The sequence below is a fragment of the Acetobacter sp. AAB5 genome, assembly GCF_050106715.1.
GTDB lineage: Bacteria > Pseudomonadota > Alphaproteobacteria > Acetobacterales > Acetobacteraceae > Acetobacter > Acetobacter oryzifermentans.
In genome coordinates this window covers 41,680-63,508 of the sequence record NZ_JBNIEW010000010.1, presented here as the reverse complement: position 1 = coordinate 63,508, position 21,829 = coordinate 41,680, and the positions used below count along the sequence as shown (strand labels likewise).

15 protein-coding genes are annotated in these 21,829 nt (G+C 47.9%); 14 read left to right on the top strand and 1 reads right to left on the bottom strand.

Annotated elements, in window-relative coordinates:
• Positions 1-41 precede the first annotated feature (41 nt).
• Complete coding sequence (locus ACP7IZ_RS10300) at positions 42-1,178, bottom strand: glycosyltransferase (protein ID WP_426849036.1); 1,137 nt, start codon at positions 1,176-1,178, stop codon at positions 42-44.
• Positions 1,179-1,888: 710 nt separating this feature from the next.
• Here ACP7IZ_RS10300 and aspT point away from each other — a divergent pair.
• From aspT to ACP7IZ_RS10230, 14 genes are all read left to right on the top strand, one after another.
• Positions 1,889-3,580, top strand: coding sequence for an aspartate-alanine antiporter (gene aspT, locus ACP7IZ_RS10295; protein ID WP_426849035.1), 1,692 nt, complete (start codon positions 1,889-1,891; stop codon positions 3,578-3,580).
• 24 nt (positions 3,581-3,604) lie between these two features.
• Positions 3,605-5,194 (top strand): bifunctional aspartate transaminase/aspartate 4-decarboxylase, encoded by a 1,590-nt coding sequence (locus tag ACP7IZ_RS10290; protein WP_426849034.1) that lies wholly within the window; start codon positions 3,605-3,607, stop codon positions 5,192-5,194.
• 117 nt (positions 5,195-5,311) lie between these two features.
• The gene (locus tag ACP7IZ_RS10285; RefSeq protein ID WP_426849033.1) at positions 5,312-6,412 is read left to right on the top strand and encodes an asparaginase; all 1,101 of its coding nucleotides are present in this window, start codon (positions 5,312-5,314) and stop codon (positions 6,410-6,412) included.
• 32 nt (positions 6,413-6,444) lie between these two features.
• On the top strand, positions 6,445-7,434 hold the full coding sequence (locus ACP7IZ_RS10280; RefSeq protein WP_426849032.1) for a transporter: 990 nt from the start codon (positions 6,445-6,447) through the stop codon (positions 7,432-7,434).
• A 280-nt stretch (positions 7,435-7,714) separates the two neighbouring features.
• Positions 7,715-8,464 carry a tetratricopeptide repeat protein gene (locus ACP7IZ_RS10275; protein ID WP_426849031.1) on the top strand — a complete coding sequence of 250 codons (750 nt, stop codon included), beginning with the start codon at positions 7,715-7,717 and terminating at the stop codon, positions 8,462-8,464.
• Between the two features lie 158 nt (positions 8,465-8,622).
• The gene (locus ACP7IZ_RS10270; protein WP_426849030.1) at positions 8,623-11,061 is read left to right on the top strand and encodes a TonB-dependent receptor; all 2,439 of its coding nucleotides are present in this window, start codon (positions 8,623-8,625) and stop codon (positions 11,059-11,061) included.
• Positions 11,062-11,164: 103 nt separating this feature from the next.
• Positions 11,165-11,854 carry a Fe2+-dependent dioxygenase gene (locus ACP7IZ_RS10265; RefSeq protein WP_426849028.1) on the top strand — a complete coding sequence of 230 codons (690 nt, stop codon included), beginning with the start codon at positions 11,165-11,167 and terminating at the stop codon, positions 11,852-11,854.
• Positions 11,855-12,393: 539 nt separating this feature from the next.
• Positions 12,394-14,082: a thiol reductant ABC exporter subunit CydD gene (gene cydD, locus ACP7IZ_RS10260; protein ID WP_426849097.1), complete on the top strand. Its 1,689-nt coding sequence runs from the start codon at positions 12,394-12,396 to the stop codon at positions 14,080-14,082.
• The gene (gene cydC / locus ACP7IZ_RS10255) at positions 14,079-15,770 is read left to right on the top strand and encodes a thiol reductant ABC exporter subunit CydC (protein ID WP_426849027.1); all 1,692 of its coding nucleotides are present in this window, start codon (positions 14,079-14,081) and stop codon (positions 15,768-15,770) included. The genes cydD and cydC overlap by 4 nt, the downstream gene beginning before the upstream one ends.
• A gap of 64 nt (positions 15,771-15,834) precedes the next feature.
• Positions 15,835-17,448 (top strand): cytochrome ubiquinol oxidase subunit I, encoded by a 1,614-nt coding sequence (locus ACP7IZ_RS10250; protein ID WP_426849025.1) that lies wholly within the window; start codon positions 15,835-15,837, stop codon positions 17,446-17,448.
• Between the two features lie 14 nt (positions 17,449-17,462).
• Positions 17,463-18,602 (top strand): cytochrome d ubiquinol oxidase subunit II, encoded by a 1,140-nt coding sequence (gene cydB / locus ACP7IZ_RS10245; protein ID WP_426849024.1) that lies wholly within the window; start codon positions 17,463-17,465, stop codon positions 18,600-18,602.
• Between the two features lie 13 nt (positions 18,603-18,615).
• Positions 18,616-18,810: a hypothetical protein gene (locus ACP7IZ_RS10240; protein WP_089179155.1), complete on the top strand. Its 195-nt coding sequence runs from the start codon at positions 18,616-18,618 to the stop codon at positions 18,808-18,810.
• A 343-nt stretch (positions 18,811-19,153) separates the two neighbouring features.
• Complete coding sequence (locus ACP7IZ_RS10235) at positions 19,154-20,494, top strand: PQQ-dependent sugar dehydrogenase (protein ID WP_426849022.1); 1,341 nt, start codon at positions 19,154-19,156, stop codon at positions 20,492-20,494.
• 419 nt (positions 20,495-20,913) lie between these two features.
• On the top strand, positions 20,914-21,732 hold the full coding sequence (locus tag ACP7IZ_RS10230) for a mechanosensitive ion channel family protein (RefSeq protein WP_081461466.1): 819 nt from the start codon (positions 20,914-20,916) through the stop codon (positions 21,730-21,732).
• Positions 21,733-21,829: the final 97 nt, after the last annotated feature.

Genomic DNA, 21,829 nt, shown 5'->3' with positions numbered 1-21,829 from the left:
GACAGATACACCCTGCACAGGGGATGAGGCCGCGGACTGTTTTATTCAGGCCTGTCAGAACCAGCATTGGCGACAGGATCATAGTGAACGCGGGGAGGGATACCGTATTGATCGGTTGTCTTACTTCCCCAATCCTCAGAAAGGCAATATTCTGTACGACGGAGAAAGTTGAGAACGCGCTCGGCACGTTTATAGTGCTTGGGCAGATCCTCCCGAAGGATGCGGGTGGGTAAAAGTTCAGTATGTGCCTTGCTTATGGGAGCAGATGGGTTTGTCTGTCGGTAAGCAAGTTCTCTGCGAACGCGGAATAACCGTCTGGATACCGTCTCAAAAGCATCATCAATATATTTGTCTTGCGCGATCATTCTTCGTGCCAGAGTTTCTGCCATACCTCCTTGCGCACGGCCTGCAAGGCGCGCAGAAACATAAACAATTACTTCTGGCGCGTGACGTACGCAAATGTCATGTTGCCTTAAGGCTTCATAAAACTGTCGATCTTCTCCGGATGGAACATTCGGAATTCCTCCTACCTGTGTCCATGCTTGGTGAGTGACTGCAATACTCGCTCCTGAATGTTCTATATGCCGAGGCCACGGATCATGAGGTTGCGGGTAAAGAAGCAAGGTAATCTGTTCCAGAAGGGCACCGTAAGCTTGTTCTGCTCTTTCATCTTCATGGAGGTGTAGAGGAATTTTTGCATATTCAGACGGTAAAAGCTGAGCTTGCCCAAAAACAGCTTCAACAGGGTACTGTGCAAAAGCTTTAAGAGTGCGGTATATCCAATCTCTAGAAACCTCACCGTCAGCATCGGTCGTAAATAGCAGGGCATCATGAGGTGCATTTTTAGCCGCATACGCCATAGCTTCCCTGCGTGCTGTTCCTGCATTTGCTATGGTAGGATCATAGACGATTTGTATAATCTCCAGCGTGAATGGAAGCTTCTTCTGTAGAGATAACGCCCGTTTATAGGTTTGATCTGTGGTATTGTTAATCCACAGAATAACCTTGTCTGGAAGTGCAAGATATTGCGCTGCGAGTGCGAGCAAGCAGGGGATGATATGGTTTTCCTCATTGCAGGCTGGAATGACGATAATTTTCTGTTTTTTCCAAAATAGGTTTTGCCGGTAGGCAATATAGGGAATGCATAAAGCCTGATTATCAGGATCTTCTGAAGACATAATGATACGCCTCGTCAAAGAAGATAAGGTGATTTTTTAAAACGTATCAGAGGCATGAAAGTTCAATTTAATATTTCATAGCTCTGATAGCGATGGACACGTAATATCTTAAAGCATTGTGGTGTTTGTGAGAATTTACAGTCTCTTGGTGAGAGAGAGTGCTACTTTGTTTTTATTGCAAAGCAGGAAATTAATTGATCATGAGAAGTTGCTATACGGATACATCTTGGTTTTCTAAATATTCTGCTGATTGATGAAAGAATCTAAGGGTAAGATTTATCTTAAAAGTTAAGTGGAGATATGTATAATTACGGTATTTATTGATGCTTTGCGTAGCCGGTATATAAGAAAAATTTGACATAAGTGTCTATTTTAATTGGGCAATTATGAAGCTGCATTTTTTATATCTATAATTAAAAAATTATGTTTATACGTTATTTTAGGAAAACAATAATATATTATTTCTTTATATGACAATAAAATAAAAATAATATATTTAAAGTAATCATATTAACGATGGTAAAAATTAAAATAAATAAACAAGAAATATTAAAATAAAGTATAAAATAAGAATAATTTAAGTATTATTACTTAAATGGAATGTAATAGCAAAAATAAAATTAAATTAATTGACTCGAATCAATTACAAGTGTGTCAGTTCATATATATGTTGCGCAGTTCGGATAGAATAAATTCTAAGGAACTTCATTTTGCACGCATTCACCGCTCTTTTATCCGGCCTGTTTGGTGCGTGTCCGGAAATGGCTCTGTTTCTTGCGCTGGTTATAGGGTGCTGGATTGGGCGCTTTCGTTTCGGTTCGTTCCAGCTTGGTGGTGTAGCGGGCTCGCTTTTGGCGGCCGTGCTTATTAGCCAAGTGGGCGTTCATATTGATTCTGGCATCAAGAGCGTTCTGTTCGCTCTTTTTATCTATGCTGTAGGCTATCAAAGTGGCCCGCAGTTTTTCCGGTCCTTGGGGCGGCAGTCTCTTAAGGAAATTCTGATGGCTGTTGTGCTAGCTATTACGGGGTTAATTACCGTTGTAGCTGTTGCGCGCATATTCCATCTTGATAAAGGGCTTGCTGCGGGGCTTGCCGCAGGTGGGCTTACCCAGTCAGCCATTATTGGTACGGCAGGGTCATCATTGGAAAAAATTGGTCTGCCGCTTGCACAGGTGCAGCAGCTTCAGGGCAATGTTGCTGTTGGATATGCCGTAACGTATATCTTTGGTTCCATCGGGCCCATTCTTCTATGCGTTAACGTTCTGCCATGGTTCATGAAGCGTGGTATCCGTGAAGATGCCATCCGCGCTGAAGCCGAGCAGGCAGGCGGTGTGCATGTTATGGGCGAAGGTGAGGTTTCTGCTTTCCCTAATCTTGTTGGGCGTGCGTACCGTTTAACACAGTCTGATCTGACTGTTGCAAGCGTGGAAAGCATGGCCGCTGGTGTTACGGTAGAGCAGGTACTGCGTAATGGTAAACCGGCCGGAGTAGGGGCCGACACGCCGTTATTGCCGGGTGATCAGGTTCTGCTTGTTGGGCAACGCCCTAATGTTCTGGCCGCTGGGCAGAACATCGGGCAGGAAATTGGTGAAGTTCCGGGTCTGGATCTTTCCCTCATTCGCCGGGATGTTGTCTTGTCCCGTAAGGATTTTGTAGGAAAAACTGTTGATCAATGCGTGCAGTCTCTTTCTGCTGCTGTGCGCCATGGTGTTTACCTTGTTGCGCTCTCCCGCGCTGGTAAGGCCGTGCCTGTTACGGGCTCCATGCAGGTAAAAGACGGAGATATTGTGACGTTGCTTGGTACATCAGCAGATGTGCAGAGGGCAGCAGCACAAATTGGCACAATCCTTCTCCCCAGTATCAAAACCGATCTTGTTTTCCATTCTCTGGGTGTTGCCCTTGGTTTGTTGATTGGTTTGGGTGTGGTGCATATGGGGTCTGTTCCGCTTACACTTGGCAGTGGTGGCGGAGCTTTGCTGTCTGGGCTGTTGTTTGGTTGGTATCAAAGCCGCCATCCCGTTATGGGGAATATGCCGCAGGGGGCCTCAACTTTTCTGGTAGACTTCGGGTTGGCTGGTTTTGTGGCCGTAACTGGTTTGCAAACGGGCCAGCAAGCCATTGCCACCATCATGCAGCATGGCATAACGCTCTTTCTCTTGGGCGTGGTTGTTACACTGGTGCCACTTATCCTCACCATGCTCTTTGGGCGCTATGTGCTGCGCTATAATAATACAGCCATTTTTGCAGGTGCTCTGGCAGGTTCTCGCAGTGCCAACCCTGCCTTTGGTGAGGTGCTGAACAAGGCGGGTAACGCTGTTCCCACCACACCCTTTGCCATTACTTACGCGGTTGCAAACGTACTGCTTACGCTACTTGGACCACTTGTGGTCGCATTTTCCTGAATACTGAAAAAAGGAAACGCAATAATGACACTCGACTATTCGAAGTTTCGTGATCTCAGCCCATTTGAACTTAAAGATACGCTCATCAGTCTTGCTTCATCAAAGGCTGATCGCGTTATGCTAAATGCAGGCCGGGGGAACCCCAACTTTTTGGCAACACTGCCGCGTGCTGCTTTTTTCCTGCTGGGGCAATATGCTTTGGCAGAAGCGCGCCTATCTCTTTCCTACCTGTCACCGGGGCTTGGGGGCACGGTACGGATTGAAGGCATTGAAGCACGCTTTGATCGCTTTATTGAAAGCAATGAAGATAAAGAAGAAGCAGCACTTTTGGGGCATGCCCTAAGTTATGTGCGTGATCAGATGGGGCTGCCTGCCGATACATTTCTTGTTGAAATGGTGGAAGGTATTCTGGGCTGTTACTATCCAACTCCCCCACGTATGCTGACACTGAGCGAGAAAATTGTTGGCCAATATGTGCTGCGTGAAATGGTGGGGGGCCGGATCTCTCTGGATTCCACAGATTTTTTCGCAACCGAGGGCGGCACGGCGGCTATGGCCTATGTGTTTAATTCGCTCAAGCAGAATGATCTTATCAAAAAGGGAGATAAGGTGGCTATCGGTATGCCAATCTTCTCTCCCTATATCGAAATTCCACAGCTTGAAGAATACGGTCTTGAAGTTGTGCCTGTACAGGCAGATCCTTCTCTGGATTGGCAGTATCCGGAAAGCGAGTTGGAAAAGCTGCGTGATCCAGCAGTTAAAATGTTCTTCTGTGTAAACCCCAGCAACCCGCCATCAGTCAAAATGAATGATGCATCGCTGGAGAAAATTGCATCCATTGTTAAAGATCGTCCAGATCTGATGATCCTGACAGATGATGTCTATGGCACGTTTGCCGATGGCTTCCGCTCGCTGTATGCAATTTGCCCGCGCAATACGATCCTTGTTTACTCCTTCTCTAAATATTTTGGGGCAACGGGGTGGCGTCTCGGCGTTATCGGTATGCACAAGGATAACGCGATTGATGCACGTTTGGCGCAGCTTCCGGCAGATGCAAAAGCAGCACTGGCAAAGCGTTATTCCAGCCTGACCACAGATTCCGCTGATCTGAAGTTTATTGACCGGTTGGTGGCGGATAGTCGTGCTGTGGCACTTAACCACACGGCGGGCCTTTCTACGCCACAACAGGTTCAGATGGTGCTTTTCTCTCTGTTTGCACTTATGGATCACGAAGGCCGATATAAAGCTACACTCAAGAGTGTTATCCGCCGTCGAGAAGCCGCGCTCTACCATGAACTAGGTGTGGCACCATCAGAAGATGCAAACGCGGTAGATTACTACACGCTGATTGATCTGGAAGATACCTGCCGCGCTCTGTATGGCGAAGACTTTGCTCAGTGGATGCTCAAGCGTGCCAGCACAGGTGAAATTCTGTTCCGGATTGCAGATGAAACCGGTATTGTGCTGCTTCCCGGCGCAGGGTTTGGAACCACACGCCCATCAGCCCGTGCATCTCTCGCCAATCTGAATGAATTCCAGTATGCCGCAATTGGTCGTTCATTGCGCAAGATGGTTGAGGAATATCATGCTGAGTTTGTGAAGCCTCAGGCGTAATGAACGTTGTGTCTGGAAGGAGAGGGTTCTTCTTCCGGTAGGTTTGGTTTTTTAAACGATGAGAAGGAGAGGTAAGGGCATTCCCTTATCTCTCTGTGTCGGAAAGAGTGTTCTTTTATGGTTTCTGTGCGTGGTCTGCCTATTCTTGCTGCAATTTTGGGGGTAGCTTCTGTTATGCCTGTTTTTTCCCACGCAGAAGGGGCCAGTGCACCTCCTGCTGCGCATAAGCAGGTTTCCTTGCCGCGTGTGCTTGTGCTGGCTACAGGTGGCACAATATCCGGTAAGGCCGATACTCGTTCTGCCATTGGCTATGATGCTGGTGCCGTAACTGGTGAGCAGTTGATTGCAGGTGTGCCGGGAGTTGAAAAACTGGCACAATTGCAGGTGGAGCAGATCTCCAACATTGCTTCTCAGAACATGAACAGTCAGGTTTGGTTCAAGTTGGCTGAACGTATTCGGCAAGCGTTTGCCAATAACGAAGCTGATGCCGTTGTGATCACTCACGGAACTGACACGATGGAAGAAACGGCCTTCTTCCTGGATAACGTGATTGGGGATGCACGCCCGGTTATTTTAACCGGGGCAATGCGGCCAAGTACGGCCATTAGTGCAGATGGCCCCGCTAATATGTATGAAGCCGTAAAGGTAGCGGCAGACCCGCAGGCCCGCGGAAGAGGCGTTCTGGTTGTGCTGAATGATGAAGTGCAATCTGCGCGTGGCGTGAGCAAAATGCATACAACTGCGCTGCAAACATTCCACTCACCTAATCTGGGCCCAGTGGGTTATGTTGATCCGGCAAGCGTGCGCTTTGTTGCCCCTGCCAAACCTCAGCAGCATCTTGATTTACCGGCAGATCACAAATTGCCACGGGTGCAAATTGTATATGCCCACGCAGATATGGATGCCCAGCAAATAGATGATGCCGTAAAAGATGGGGCTCGGGGTATTGTCATTGCAGGTATGGGGGATGGAAATGTCTCAACAGATGCCTTGGCTGGCATAGAACGCGCCACAAAGGCTGGCGTGGTTGTTGTGCGTTCTACCCGCGTAGGCAACGGTTTTGTAAACCGCGATGTGGAAGTGGATGATGATCACTACGGGCTTGTGGCCTCTATGGATCTGAACCCACAAAAGGCACGGATACTTTTGCAGCTTCTGCTTGCTAATGGAAAAACCTCAGCAGCAGATATTCAAAAAGCTTTCAGCGTAGGCTTTTGAGCAGAAAAAAACTCAGCAGGATGAGTAAGTGAATGAGAGCACGCCTTAAGCAATGGGCATATGCAGGTGGCAAGGTTTCCGTAAGAAAAGCGTTTGTCTGCTTTCTTGCGTCTAGTGGGAGCTTTGCATCCGCCCATGCAGATCAGTGGTATACAGGCTCGCTCGTTTCCCCTTCCGGCACAACGCGGGAAGGGGTGCTGAATGTTGAACCTTATTATTCCTATAGCCAGCCCTTAGGGTCTTTTGATGCGCATGGGCGGGCAGAGCCTGCATCTCACCCTATGCAACGCATGTTTTCCAATTCAACTCTTTGGAAATACGGGATTTCTCAGGATTTCAGCATTCAGGTCCATACCATTGTAGATTATGGATGGAAGCATGCAGATGGCCATTCTCATGGCCCCAAAACAGGTGATGTGCCTGTTGATCTTATCTATCGTTTGGTGCGGCCTAATCCTAAACGTTACATTCCGGCGTTTAACCTGTTTGCGGGCATGATTTTTCCCACAGGGGATTACAAAAAACTTGGTGATGCGCAGGACGGAGTAGGGAGCGGTGCATACGTTTTCCGTTTTGCCTTGACTGAGCAATCTACTTATACATTACCGGGCAACCATGAACTGCGCCTGCGTGTGTGGAACTGGTTCCGGCGTGCTGTAACATCAGCTAAACTTACGGATGTGACCAGTTATGGCACTGCTCACGGTTTCCGTGGCCGTGGTCAACCGGGAATGAGCGGCCAGACGGGTTTTTCATTAGAATATGGTTTAAGCCAGAAATGGGTTCTGGCCATGGACCTTGCGCGAGACTGGTCTAATGGGTCCACGCTTCGTGGGCATGATGGTAACGGCAATTACATCCATAAAACAGGAACATCCGGAACGGATTGGCAAATTGCCCCTGCGTTTGAATATAACTGGAATGCACGTTGGGGGGTTATTGTGGGCTCGGCATTTTATTTTGCAGGACACAATAAGAGTATTCAGGTTTCCCCACAATTTGCAGTCAATGCCATGTTCTAAGGCTGGCTCTGTAAGGTTTTTGAGTATTGGTTTAACGCGAGAAGAGTTTTTATAGATAACATTTGTGATGACAAGAACAGTGGTGGATGCCGTGTTCTTGTCTGCTGTCTGCTGTCTGCTTTGGTGATTTTAACCAGATATCTGTCATAACGATTCAATGATATTTTGGTGCTTGATGCTCATTTCAAAGTGAGAATTAAAAAATCTCAGTATATGTATTATTGAGAATAATTTGCATTATCTTTATGTTGCATATCCTTATCAGGGAGGGTTTGCAGTAATGTATTTTAGAAAATTCTGGAGATATGGGAAAAAGAAGAAAGACGTTTCTAAACCTTTGGAATTACCCTCTGAGATAGAAGCTATTCGCCAGAAAGCGTTGCGTGGGCACCATTTGGAGCAGGTGCTATGGGGTAAAATCCTTTTAGACAGTGTATATGTACCTTCAGACCCCGAAACAGCGATTATATGGTTTCGCATGGCTGCTCAGGCAGGGTATGGGCCAGCACATAACATGCTGGGGCGCTGTTATTATTTTGGTTGGGGATGCACCCAAAGCCATCAGCAAGCCATTACCCATTACACTTTAGCGGCAAAACTATATGATAATTGGGGGCGCTATAATCTGGCAATCATGACAATGCGGGGTATCGGCATGCCGCAGGATCTTCCGTCTGCATTTGCACTTTTTCAAGAAGGAACCCAAGCTGGGCATGCAAAGTCCATGAATATTTTAGCAAGATTTTACGAAGAGGGATGGGTTGTTTCTCGAGATAAGAAAAAAGCGATCATGCTGTATAAGCAATCAGCACAAAAAGGTGATTACCGAGGCCAGCACAATTACGCGGTGTGGTTGGCAGAGCAAGGGCATATTGAAGAAGCAATGTTATGGTGGAAGCAAGCTGTACCACAAGCCACATTAGATGTTTTGCTTGCAATACAAGATATTACGCAACATTTGAAGCACAGATCAGTTGATAATTTGAAAAATATGATAGAAAAAAGAATAATTTCAAATAATAATAAATAAGGATAAATAAAATATACTTTTCTAATTAAGTGCGAATATTAATATATTTTCATGAATATAGATATCATAAAAATTATTTTAATTATCTTGTAGTTGCGAATCATTCGCGTAAAGCACTATATGCAACTGATTCGCATTAATATTTTTTGTAAAGTCTCATGACAGATTTATCTTCATCTCGGCAGATACCTACGTCTTCTTTTATGTTTGGCTTGGCTATGGGGTGGGGTACACTTTCATTGCTAACGGGGGATGCATACGCAGCGTCTACCGCAGCAGAAGGGCAGTCTCTTAAAAATCAGAAGGCTCCGGAAGCCATAGATGCTTCATCCAAGGCAACTCTTGCCACATCAGGTAAGAAAGGGCCGCATTCTGCCAAGCAGAAAGATGGCTCAGAGGCAGAGGAGTGGGTGGTTACTGCATCCCCCATGAACACACTTCGGACACCCATGGGTATTAGCCGAATGCCGCATGATGCTTTGCATACCCCGCAAACCATTAACGTGGTGCCGCAAATTCTCATGCAGCAGCAGAATGTGAAATCTTTGGATGAGGCTCTTAAAAACGTTCCGGGTATTACGGCTTCCGTTGGGGAAGGTGAAGGCGGAATGGCAGGAGATCAGTTTCTGATCCGAGGCTTTGCCGCTCAGAATGATATTTATGAAAATGGCTTACGCGATTTTGGTGTTTATACGCGTGATAGCTTTGATTACGAAAATGTGGCCGTTATTAAAGGTCCGTCATCACAGGTATTTGGTAATGGCACCACAGGCGGCGCTATTAATATTACAACTAAAACACCCACATTAAAAAATCATATTCGCGCTTCGTTTTCTGGCGGAAGCGGACAATATTATCGCGGCACATTGGATTTTAACCGCATGCTTACGGATAGTATTGGTATCCGTATTACCGGCATGGGGAATGAAAACAATACTGTCGGGCGAGATTATGTTTATTCTCACAGATGGGGTATTTCACCATCCATTACATTCGGTATGGGAAAAAAGCTTTCTTATACCCTGGAATACTTCCACCAAACAGATAACCGTATTCCAGATTACGGTGTGCCTGTGCTGCAAAAGCCGGGAGCGGCTTATGGCAAACCAGCCACAGAATATGGTGTCAAACGCACCAATTGGTATGGCACCACGTTTGATCAGGATAACTCCAGTGTGGATATGCTAACAGGACGTTTGAAGTGGGAAGCTTCTCCTTACGTTACTGTGTATAATGATACACGTGGTGGACTTTATAGCCGGTATTTTTCTGCTTCGCAGGAAGGCTGCACAAGCAGTCAGCTCTCTTATAATGCCAGCGGTAGGCTTCAGAATGGGGCTGCCTATAATTGTAATACCGATTTCTTTGGTGGGAATGCGGCAGCGGCCAAGCTTTCCAGAACTGGTGGCGTGTTTGGGCCAAACCCGTATCAGCAAAATGATTGGTCTGTGCAAAATGTGCTTTCTGCAGTTGCCAAGTTTGATACAGGTAGCGTGAAGCACGAAATGATTGGCGGCGTAGATATCATGCATGTCTATGATCGCCGCGAAAATTTTGCCTATAATAATGCTGTTGCGCGTCAATACGTAAATCTTCTGGATCCATCCCCAATCGTGCCGGGGCTGAATGTTGTAAATGGATCCTCTATGCCCGGAGGGTTGGTCAATACAGCTACAGCCGGGCAGAAAAAATGGAAAACAGGCGATGCAACAGATGTAGGGGCTTTCTTTTCAGAACAGGCCCAGCTTGCTCCATGGTTTTCTGTCAGGGCAGGTTTTCGGTGGGACCACTGGGATACGCATTACAGCATGACTGGTGGAAGCTACGCCAAACCGGATGTGCATATGGGGCAGACGCAGGATACATTTAACCCTAACGTGAGCTTGATGTACACGCCTAATGATCACGGCATGATCTACTTTAACTGGTCGGAATCAACAACGCCATTGGGCTTGTATGTTACAAACAGTTCTGAGCCGTTGAACCTGAAGGACCAAGGCTCCAAACCAGAACGTAGCCGGCTTTATGAGCTCGGGGCTAAATATTCAGCTTTTCATGATCGTATTGGTTTTGCCGCCTCTGTTTTCCGTTTGGAAAAGGGTAATTCCATTCAAACAGACCCAAGCTCTGGTGCCGTTACGCCAACCAGCGATACGCAGCGTAACCAAGGTGTGGAGCTAAGTGTTTCTGGCATGATCATGAAAAACTGGAACGTGATTGCCACTTATGCACGGTATGATAGCAAAACGCTTTCTGGCACAGCCACAGATGTTGGTAAACAGGTGCAGTATGTTCCCAGAAACCAGGCAACGGTTTGGACAACATATGAGATTGCGCCATCTAAGCCTTACAATTTTCTTGTAGGCGGAGGGATGACATGGCGGGAAGGTGTGTTTCTTGATAACGCCAATACAGCGCGTGTTCCTGCAAACGTAGAGTTTGATGCCGTTGTTTCCCATCGTTTCGATCAGCATTGGAAAGTTACGATGAATGGTTACAATCTTGCTAATCGCCTGAATTACGGAAATCTGTTCAGTAACCGTGTTACACCATCTATTGGGCGGGCATTTTTGTTCAATTTGGCTGCGGATTATTGATAGGCTTTCGGCCAGAAATAACGGAAGGAGCGCATAAAAAGTGCTCCTTCTGTTTCTGATATAAAAATAGAATATTCATCGATTATTAGAAAAGTTTTTGACGATGTTCCTGCGCATTCCTTCTGTTCTGACGGCTGATGAGCTTGCCTATTGTCGGATGAAGTTGGAGGTGGCGGAATGGACGGATGGGCGGGAAACAGCCGGGGCGCAATCTGCAAAAAGTAAGAACAATCTACAGTTGCCGCGTCATTCAGAAATCTGTTTGGATCTGGGTGAAGTGGTTTTGCGCGCTTTAGGGCGAAATGCCACGTTTAATAGTGCGGTTTTGCCTTACAAAGTAACGCCTCCTTTATTTAACAAATATGAAGGAGGTATGAATTTTGGTGCTCATGTTGATAATGCTATCCGGGGTGTTTTTGCTGGCGGCATTCATACGCGTATTCGCACAGATGTTTCCTCAACATTATTTTTTTCTGCGCCAGAAGAATATGATGGTGGAGAACTGATTATGTATGCCAACGGCGCCGAGCAATCGGTCAAGTTGTCTGCTGGTGATATGGTTATATATCCCACCACGGTATTGCATAGTGTCGCACCAGTTACGCGCGGTGCAAGGCTGGCTGCATTTTTTTGGTCACAATCAATGATAGCAGAAGAAAGCCGCCGGCAAATTATGTTTGATCTGGATACACAGATTATATCTCTGCGCGAAAGGTTAGGGGATACAGATCATACTGTTTTAGCGCTTACAAATACTTATCATAATTTGATGCGCCAATGGTGTATTCTATAATCAAGAATTTATAATTACCAACCTTAACGTATATTTCTCATCATAAGCGGTTAGAGTAGCTGAGTAGATAACTCTGCTGCATATTTTGTAATTTAATTATTATCAGAATATTGGCCAGTTTAAAGCGCGCATGGGTATTCTCATGTGCGCTATTGCGCATTGGGTCATGACGAACAGCGCGGAGGAGTGTGCCGTGTTGTTCCTTAAAAGCGTTCTTCTAGAAGCAGATTAGCATCATGTGTTCTGTAGGCTGTACCTCGGTCATATGCCTTATCTATGCATAACACTGCGCAACCAAAAATCTTTCTTCATGTTTATTCAGCGCGAAAATAGTTAATAAAAATATGTAAGTTAAGGAGCGCAGGCTCTCAAAATTTTTAGATATTCTATATTTTTATAAATCATATTTTCGAAAATATCCTTTTCCAAGGCATCTTGACATCAATAAATACATAATTACATTAACTATGAATTGAGGTGTGGCGCATTCCAAATCCTCATCCAGTTTTTTGTGATGGTGGGGGTATGGGCCAATGAGTGTGAAAGTGATGATGCAATCTTCGGGCAACAAAACTCTTGCGGGCTTTACGCGGCGCATAAGCTTTTGGCTTGGTGCATCTGTGCTGCTTGGTGGCGTTGCTGCCGCATTATTGGTGCTACAACTTACTGTTTTTGCGCAAATTGTTGCCGGTCTTGCTTTTCAGCATCACTCTTTTGCAGTCGAGGTTCCAGCCTTAAAGTGGTTGGTGTTTTTTCTGATTGCTCGTGCGTTGTTGCAATGGGGTGCCGATATGGTTGCCGCACAAGGTAGCTTGCGGTTGATCTCTAATTTGCGGAGTGAACTGTTACAACATTTGTTTAATGTTGGCCCAGTGGGTATGGCCGGCCACGCAACAGGGGCGACAGTTACTGCGCTGGATGCCGGACTAGAAGGGCTGGAACCCTATTTTGCCCAGTATATTCCACGTGCTGCCATGATGGTCGTCTTGCCATTTATGATCTTGGCAACCGTTTTGCATCTGGATGGCTGGAGCTTCCTCATTCTTGCCTGCACTGGGCCGCTTATTCCCGTTTTTATGGCGCTGGTTGGGTATCGGGCACAGGCGATTATGGACAGGCAATGGACCCAACTGCTTCTGCTGGGTTCATCCTTTCTGGATGCATTGCAGGGGATGGCAAGCTTACGGTTATTTGGCCGTGCGCGGGATGCTGTTGCTGCGGTGGCCGGTATGGCGGATGAATATCGCTGCACAACTATGTCTGTCATGAAAGTGGCATTCCTTACCTCTGCGGTATTGGAGTTTTTTGCCAGCTTGTCCATTGCTCTTGTGGCTGTTGTGTTTGGTGCCCGTTTGTTAGAAGGAAAAGCAGATTTTCAGTCTGCTTTTCTGGTGCTGCTTCTTGCGCCAGAATATTTTATGCCTCTGCGGGCTTTTTCTGCCAGTTATCATGCGCGGCAAAATGCAACTGCAGCTATGGCTGGTATTAGCAAACTGTTTGCGCTTCCAGCGGTGGCGGCATGCCATGAAAATAAGCCCATTACAGAGCCTCTTGTATCTGTAAAGTGCGAGAATATGTCAGCAGAATATGAAGCGGACAGGCCAGTTTTATCCAATATAAACTGCACATTTGCACGTGGCACACTCAGCCTGATAACGGGCGAAAGTGGCGCAGGTAAAACAACGCTAGTGCGCCTGCTGCTTGGCCTGTTGTCGCCCGTTGCAGGGCGCGTTGTTGCGGAAGATGCTCGCGGCATAACACATAGGTATTGGCAATCCAATATTGGTTGGGTGCCGCAACGGCCTTGTCTCGTACATGGCACAGTGGCGGAAAACTTACGCCTGGCAAACCCACAGGCAGATATTGAAAGCCTGCGCAATGTAGCACGGCAAGCCGATGCACTCTCATTTATCGAAGCTTTGCCTCAAGGGTTTGATACTTTGATAGGTGAGCGTGGGGCATGTCTTTCTGGCGGGCAGGTGCAGCGTCTGGCATTGGCGCGAGTGTTGTTGCGGAAGCCACAAATTCTCATTCTGGATGAACCTACAGCCCATCTTGATCCCGAAAGTGAGCAACGTGTGGCGACTGCTATCGCGCGTGTTGCAGCCCATTGCATTGTCATCGTGATCGCTCATCGTGGGGCCATCATCACTCACGCACGGCAAATATTGAGGGTACATAAGGGGCAGGTTTTTAGTGGTCCACATCTGTTGGAGCACGCAGCATGACGCCGTTTTCACGCCTTGCTGTGCTTATGAGACCGATCCGGCGTGAAATGCTGATGGGTCTTGCTCTGGCTGTGTTGGCATCTCTGGCTAATTTTGGGCTGTTGTTTCTGTCTGGATGGCTTTTGGCGGCTGCGGCAGTAGCCGGACTTGGGGGGATTGTTGCGCAAAATGCCTTCAACATTTTTCTGCCCGCGGTAGGCGTCAGGTTTTTTGCCACTGCGCGTATTCTTGCTCGGTACCTGGAGCGTGTGGTGACGCATGATGCCACGCTGCGGTTTATTGGGCGTGTGCGGGCATGGAGTTTTGATAGTCTTGCCCCCCAGGCTCCATCTGTTCTGGCTCGGCAACGTAGTGGGGATATGCTGTTCCGCTTTGTGTCTGATACAGACCGGATGGGGCAGTTTTATCTGGAAGTCATACTGCCTTTTGCTGTGGCGGCCATCTGTTGCACTGCATATGTGGTGGTAACAGGCCTTTTTTCTGTTGCAGCCGCCGTGGTGCTGGCGACAAGCCTTTTGTTGTGCGGAACCATAATCCCGTTGATAGCGGCCAAACTTTCAGCACGAGCAACCGCGCAGATCAGCCTTCAGCAAGACATTATGCATGCGGATCTGACGGAGATATTACAGGGCATGGGTGAATTTATGTTTCTTGGCGCTGCAGGCAGCGTGCAGAAGCATATTGCACGTCAACAAGCCAATATTCGCGTATGCCGTCAACACGTTTTGCTGCTGGAAGGGAGCGCCCGCTTCCTAATTACTCTTATCGGCACATTAAGCGCAGTAGCAATGCTGGCTCTTGCTACGCATGCTTATCATGCAGGCATTCTTTCCGCGGCATGTTTGCCTATGCTGGCGTTAGGTGGGCTTGCAGCGTTTGATGTTGTGGGGCCTTTGCCAGCCGCATGGCAACTGCTGAGGCATGTGCGTGTGGCAGCGCGGCGCGTATTTGCTGTATGTGATCAGCCCCCATGCGTGCCGCTGCCTGCTGTAACAGCCTCGCCAGTTCAACCATTGGACCTGTGCTTTTGTAATTTGGGAATGCGTTACCCAGAAGCAAAGCGCTGGGCGCTGCGGCATGCAAATCTGTTGATCCGGCAAGGGGAACATGTCGCTCTAGTTGGTCCATCAGGGGCAGGCAAAAGCACGCTGATAAATCTGCTGTTCCGTTTTTATGATTATCAGGAAGGAACAGCCAGTTTTGGCAACGTTGATCTGAAAAACGTTGATGCAGATACCATGTCGCAACATGTTGGCGTTGTTGCGCAGGGCTTTCACCTATTTCTGGGCAGTATTCGGCGTAACCTGATGATCGCCCGCCCCAATGCCACGGAAGATGAAATGTGGCGGGCGTTACAGATTGCGCAGCTCGCAAAGTTTGTGCGGGCTGAGCCAGCAGGGCTTGATACCTTGGTTGGTGAAGAAGGTATTTGCCTTTCTGGCGGCCAGGCGCGGCGGTTGGCCATAGCGCAGGTTGTGCTGCGCGTGCCTGCATGGATCATTTTAGATGAGCCAACGGAGGGGCTGGATGCACAGACGGAGCAGGACCTTATGGCTGCCTTGCTTGCTGCATTGCCGCCGCAGGCAACCATAATGTGCATTACCCACAACCGCAAAGTGGCGGGATTGATGGACCGTATCGTGCGCGTTGTAGAAGGCCGGTTTTATGAGGTCGGGAGAGCGCCATGATCCAACGATGACCTGATCCTCCTACAACCTTTATTTGCTTTTACCGTAATCAGGAGATCTGACGGTGGAATTTATTGATCCCAATGTCGTTGATCTGTCGCGCTTTCAATTTGCGCTGACGGCATTGTACCATTTTATGTTTGTGCCGCTTACCCTCGGCCTTACATTTATGCTGGCGGCTATGGAGACAGTTTACGTTGTTACCGGCCGGCAGATTTATAAAGATATGGCGCAGTTTTGGGGTAAACTGTTTGGAATAAACTTTGCCATTGGTGTTGCAACTGGCATCACAATGGAATTTGAGTTTGGCACCAATTGGTCCATGTATTCCCATTTCTTTGGGGATATGTTCGGTACACCTTTGGCGATTGAAGGTCTTATGGCCTTTTTTATGGAATCTACATTTGTAGGTCTCATGTTTTTTGGTTGGGATAGGCTGAGCAAGCAGGCGCATCTGGCGATCACTTATTTGGTGGCTCTGGGCTCTAATTTATCAGCCTTATGGATTTTAATTGCCAACGCCGGGATGAATATGCCCGAAGGTGCGCATTTTGATCCTGAAACCATGCGGATGCAGTTTGAAAGTTTTGTAAATCTGGTTTTCAACCCAGATGCACAGGCCAAGTTTGTACATACATCTGTTGCGGGTTACGTCTCGGCAGCAATGTTTGTTATGGGCATTAGTGCTTTTTACCTACTACGCGGTCAGCATCGGCAATTTGCGGCACGTTCGTTCCGTATGGCAGCGCTATTTGGCATTATCTCCACTGTGGCTGTTATCACGCTAGGAGATGTATTGGGTCGGTTGGATTATGAAAAACAGCCCACCAAAATTGCGGCAATTGAAGGTCTTTGGCACACCAGTAAACCGCCGTTCGAACCGTGGATTTTGGCGGCTTTGCCGGATGATACCAAGCAGGAAAACCATTTTGAAGTTGGTGTGCCGCTTGTGCTCACTCCACTGATTACCCATACGTTTGACCAACCCATTACCGGTATGCATGAGCTGGAAGATGCAGCCGGACCGCGTATTCGTGCGGGTATTGAGGCTGTGAGCGCCTTGCGCCGCTACGGTGTTACGCACAGCGATGCAGATCTCACTCTGTTTACACAGCATGAGCAGGACATGGGATACGGCCTGTTGGCTGCACGCCATGCCCCCAATCAGGATGTTACGAACATTCCCGAAGATCAGATTGACGCTGTGGTGAAAGCAACTCAGCCCGATATTCTTCCCAACGTATTTGTTACGTTCTGGTCTTTTCGGTTTATGGTGTTTCTGTCTCTATGGTTTTTCGCGTTGTTTGCTATCTCAGCCTATGTCAGCCTGAAACGTCGGCTAGAGCATAACAAGCTACTTCTAAAACTCTGCATGTGGTCAATTCCTTTGCCAATTCTGGCAACAGAATTCGGGTGGATTACTGCTGAAGCAGGCCGTCAACCGTGGACAGTGTTCGGGTGGCTGCCCACCTTCCTTTCCGCCTCAAGCCATGGCGTGTCTTACATGGTGTTTTCGCTCATTGGTTTTGTGCTGCTTTATAGCGTGTTTATTGCCGCAGAACTTTACCTCATGTTCAAGTTCGCGCGTCTGGGGCCAGAGCACGACAGCATGGAACCACATGCTCAACTGCATGCTTCCAAACCATCAGCCTTTGACATGCACCCTACGGCCTCCTGACAGGAAACGGTGATATGGAACTTTACGCGATATTGAAGATAGTCTGGGCCGTTATGCTGGGTGTGCTGTTTATCGGCCTTGGCACCATGGTTGGTATGGATATGGGGGTAGGCACGTTGCTGCGCTTTGTAGGGCGCAATGATGCCGAACGCCGTACAGCACTCAACATTATTGGTCCGCATTGGGATGGTAACCAAGTCTGGTTTATTTTAGGGGGAGGGGCAATTTTTGCCGCTTTCCCTACACTCTACGGCACATCATTCTCGGTTTTTTATGTGGTTATGATTACCCTGCTGTTCAGCATGATTTTGCGGCCTGTGGCGTTTGAATATCGTTCCAAGGCAGATAGCAAGTTATGGCGCGCAAGCTGGGACTGGGTATTTCTTGTTTCGGGCTTTGTGCCAATGTTTATCTATGGCGCAGCGTTTGGGAATATTCTGGAAGGAGTAGGATACCATTTTGGCTGGACGGGGCAGTATTATCAGGATGAATCCTTCCTGTCTTATCTGCTTAACCCCTTTGCCATTTTATGTGGTTTTATGTCTGTCAGCCTAAGTATTTATCAAGGCGGGGCCATGCTGATGTTGCGGGCTGATAATCCCATTTGGGCACGTGCACGGCATTATGCCATTGCCGGAGGTATATTTGCGGCCATCCTGTTTGTGGCTGGTGGCATATGGATGCAGTTTCTGCCCGGATTTGTCATGACAGCTCCGGTTAATCCGGCCATGCCAGCAAACCCTCTACATGGCCAATCTGTGGCAATAGTTGCCGGGGGGTGGATGCATAATTTCCGTCATCATCCTGCCTTATGGCTGTTACCACTTATGGGGGTGGGCTGCATGCTGGCAGGTTCTGCAATGCTGGCGGCTGGCCGTACTGTGGTTGCGTGGTGGTTAGGTTTAGGCGCATGGGCCGGTACTATCATGACAGTCGGCTGCGCTATGTTTCCATTTCTTATGCCGTCTTCCACCGCGCCAGATCAAAGTCTGACGGTATGGAACAGCACGGCAAGTGAATACGGCTTAGGCTGCATGCTGGCCGTTGCAGCCATTTTTGTGCCGATTATCCTATCCTATACTTCGTGGTGTTATTACGTCATGCGCGGGAAGGTTCATACCGCTGATGTCGTTCATGATACCCATAGCTACTGATTGTGAGGTCGTGATGACAAAGCTTTTGCGTCTGGCCGGTCTGGCTGTTGCTCTTGTTGTTTCTCTGCTGTTTGCCGTGTTTGTGGGGGATCAGGGGCCATGGTATTTTGCGTGGGTGATTGGTACGGTCATGATCATCCTGATTTCCGGGGCAGGGGCAATTATGCTGGATGCCCAATCCAACCTTTCATCCGATGAGGAAATCTAACCATGATGGGTGATATTGAGCGGATTATTTTCTTTATTCCCGTTGTGTATATGGGCCTTTACCTGATTGCTTACCGGTACGGACGGCGTTGGTTTCCATAAGTAAAAATGCGCCACCCAGCAGATGCGGGTGGCGCGATTATGACGTTAAGCAGACAATATAGCTGGCAGGCTGTGGAACTCACTGAGATGTTCGGATGTTACACAGGCACTACGCATTGACCAGACGATCATGCTGTTGTGCTTACGCTTGCTTTATTCTTGGTTTTTCTTCCAAAAAATAGGGCAAAGATTTTTTTGTTGGGTGCATGATCTTGGTCGTAACATAGAACCGAGAGAATGTTATGAAAACATGGGTGTACTGGGCCGGTGTCGGAGTGCTGAGCCTTGCGGTTATGAGTGCCGCTGGGTGGAAACTTTTGCTGCATCCAGAGGCAGCAGAGTTGCCCATTGCGGCCGGGTTTGGCCCTAGTCCTGATCTTCCCAAACCCAACCATACCTTGTTCCCAACAGTTAATATTGCAACGCCTATTGGGTGGTCGGGTAAACAAACACCATCGCCCGCGCAGGGGCTGGCTGTTACAGCTTATGCAAAGAACCTGAACCACCCGCGGTGGCTCTATAAGTTACCCAATGGTGACATTCTGGTGGCCGAGAGCAACTCCCCCAAAACGGATGTTAAAAGCGTTAAAAATCGTATTGCCGGGCTTGTAATGGGCAAGGCCGGTGCGGGCGATACCAGCCCGAACCGGATTATTCTGCTGCGTGATACATCAGGGAACGGAGCCGCAGATACGCGCACGGTGTTTCTGGATCATCTTTATTCTCCCTTTGGAATGGCGCTTATAGGGAATGATCTGTATGTCGCTAATGCCAATGAGATTTTGCGTTTTCCCTATCACGATGGTGATACGCAGATTAATACGCCCGGCACCAAAGTGGTGGACCTACCGGCTGGATATAACCATCACTGGACCAAAAACTTGCTTGCAAGCCCAGATGGCAGCTTTTTGTATGTAACCATCGGATCTAACAGCAATGTTGCTGATAATGGAATGGAGGTTGAAGAGGGGCGGGCACGGATAGACAAGCTTGACCTGTCCACAGGAAAGCTCACTCCATATGCAACCGGATTGCGTAATCCAAATGGCTTGGCCTTTGAGCCAGACAGCGGAGCCCTATGGGTGGCGGTGAATGAGCGGGATGAAATAGGGAGTGATCTTGTGCCCGATTACATTACCGCCGTGAAGGAAGGCGCCTTTTATGGCTGGCCTTACAGCTATTACGGCCAGCATGTTGATAGCCGTGTTTCACCTCAACGTCCGGATCTTGTAGCGCAAGCGGTTGTGCCTGATTATGCTGTTGGTGCGCATACAGCTTCTATTGGTATTGCGTTTTCTCATGATGCAGTGCAACTCCCGGACGTATGGCGGCATGGATTGTTTGTGGCGCAACATGGATCTTGGAACCGTAGGCCTAAAAGTGGCTATAAGGTGATCTATGTGCCGTTTGCCGATGGGCAGCCAGCAGGAATGCCTATTGATGTGCTTACGGGCTTTTTGACACCAGATGAATCACATGTGCATGGCCGGCCAGTTGGTCTTGCGCTTGATCGTGCAGGAGCGTTGCTGGTTGCTGATGATGTTGGCAATGTTGTGTGGCGTGTCATAGGCCAGAACCCGTAATGATAATTGTTTTGAAATACCTTTCCTGTATTCATGATGATAAAATACAGATCACAGTTATGTGATTTTGGTGCCTAACAGATGCGTATGTTTTCAAGGTGATGGAAGCATACGCACTTGGCTATCTATCTGTTTGCCAAGAAGCCTGTATGGCTCGGCCCGGCCTTATAACCGCAGATGTGCCCTAATAGGTTGGCGCAAAGCTGTTATATTTAAATGCAAAATTTATCCCATCATAAATAGGCGCAGGGGCAGGCGTTCCCAGTGTGGTGATGATGCGTGGTTAATGAATTTACAACAATGTGTGTAAATTTTAGTCAGGCCATAATGATGACGGATAGCAGTGAGATATCTTACCATGTCAGGAAGGTGTGGGCGTTGCATGCTGCCGTGTGGCGCACGCGAAATATGATTTAGGGATGATTATGGAAAATCAGGTTCATTCAATTTGGTCGCAATTAAGCGGGCTGTTGCCTGTATTGTTAGGGTATGCAAGCCAGTTTGTTCTGGCATTGATTGTTCTTTTTGTGGGCTGGAAAGTTGTTAACGCTGTAACGCGGGCAATGGGCCGGATGATGACCGCCAGCCACATAGAACCAACACTGCGTGGTTTTTTGCTAAGTGTTGTTGGCCTGTTCCTAAAAGCTCTTTTGCTCATCAGCGTAGCTTCTATGGTTGGCATTGCTACAACATCGTTTGTTGCGGTGTTGGGTGCAGCGGGCTTGGCTGTAGGTATGGCATTGCAAGGCAGCCTTGCGAACTTTGCCGGCGGTGTTTTGATTCTGCTTTTCCGTCCTTTCAAGGTGGGGGATTCCATTACTGCGGGTGGTAGCTCGGGCACAGTGACATCAATCGAAATGTTCCGCACTGTGCTGCTGGATGCAAACCACGAGATTATTTACGTTCCTAATGGAACACTCTCAAACAACATTGTTATTAACAGCTCGGAATCAGATCGGCTTTTGGGCTCGGTCAGTTTGCTGATTGATTATAATGATGATCTCGATAAAGCGCGGACACTATTGCTGGGGCTGACAGAGCAGGATCCGCAGGTTCTGAAAGACCCGGCAGCTTCGGTTTCCTTTTTGCCCAAGCCTGCAAATATTCAGGTTACTCTGGGGTTCTGGTGTGCTCCGGGTGATGTTTCCTCTCTCGTGGCGAAATATTCCGAGGATTCAATCAAGGTGCTTCAGCGGGAAGGTTACCGTTTGGGGGTAACTGCACGGGCTGCTGCGTAATTCAGGGTATTCTTGTTAGGGGCTCAATAAGAGCCATCTGCTTTGGCGAAGGGGTAGGCATTGTCCTACCCCTTTCTGATTCTATGGGGTGTTGCGT

Coding starts and splice junctions, on each gene's coding strand:
- ACP7IZ_RS10300 (WP_426849036.1), bottom strand. CDS start 1,178: ATGTCTTCAGAAGATCCTGATAATCAGGCTTTATGCATTCCCTATATT.
- ACP7IZ_RS10290 (WP_426849034.1), top strand. CDS start 3,605: ATGACACTCGACTATTCGAAGTTTCGTGATCTCAGCCCATTTGAACTT.
- ACP7IZ_RS10285 (WP_426849033.1), top strand. CDS start 5,312: ATGGTTTCTGTGCGTGGTCTGCCTATTCTTGCTGCAATTTTGGGGGTA.
- ACP7IZ_RS10280 (WP_426849032.1), top strand. CDS start 6,445: ATGAGAGCACGCCTTAAGCAATGGGCATATGCAGGTGGCAAGGTTTCC.
- ACP7IZ_RS10275 (WP_426849031.1), top strand. CDS start 7,715: ATGTATTTTAGAAAATTCTGGAGATATGGGAAAAAGAAGAAAGACGTT.
- ACP7IZ_RS10270 (WP_426849030.1), top strand. CDS start 8,623: ATGACAGATTTATCTTCATCTCGGCAGATACCTACGTCTTCTTTTATG.
- ACP7IZ_RS10265 (WP_426849028.1), top strand. CDS start 11,165: ATGTTCCTGCGCATTCCTTCTGTTCTGACGGCTGATGAGCTTGCCTAT.
- cydC (WP_426849027.1), top strand. CDS start 14,079: ATGACGCCGTTTTCACGCCTTGCTGTGCTTATGAGACCGATCCGGCGT.
- cydB (WP_426849024.1), top strand. CDS start 17,463: ATGGAACTTTACGCGATATTGAAGATAGTCTGGGCCGTTATGCTGGGT.
- ACP7IZ_RS10240 (WP_089179155.1), top strand. CDS start 18,616: ATGACAAAGCTTTTGCGTCTGGCCGGTCTGGCTGTTGCTCTTGTTGTT.
- ACP7IZ_RS10235 (WP_426849022.1), top strand. CDS start 19,154: ATGAAAACATGGGTGTACTGGGCCGGTGTCGGAGTGCTGAGCCTTGCG.
- ACP7IZ_RS10230 (WP_081461466.1), top strand. CDS start 20,914: ATGATTATGGAAAATCAGGTTCATTCAATTTGGTCGCAATTAAGCGGG.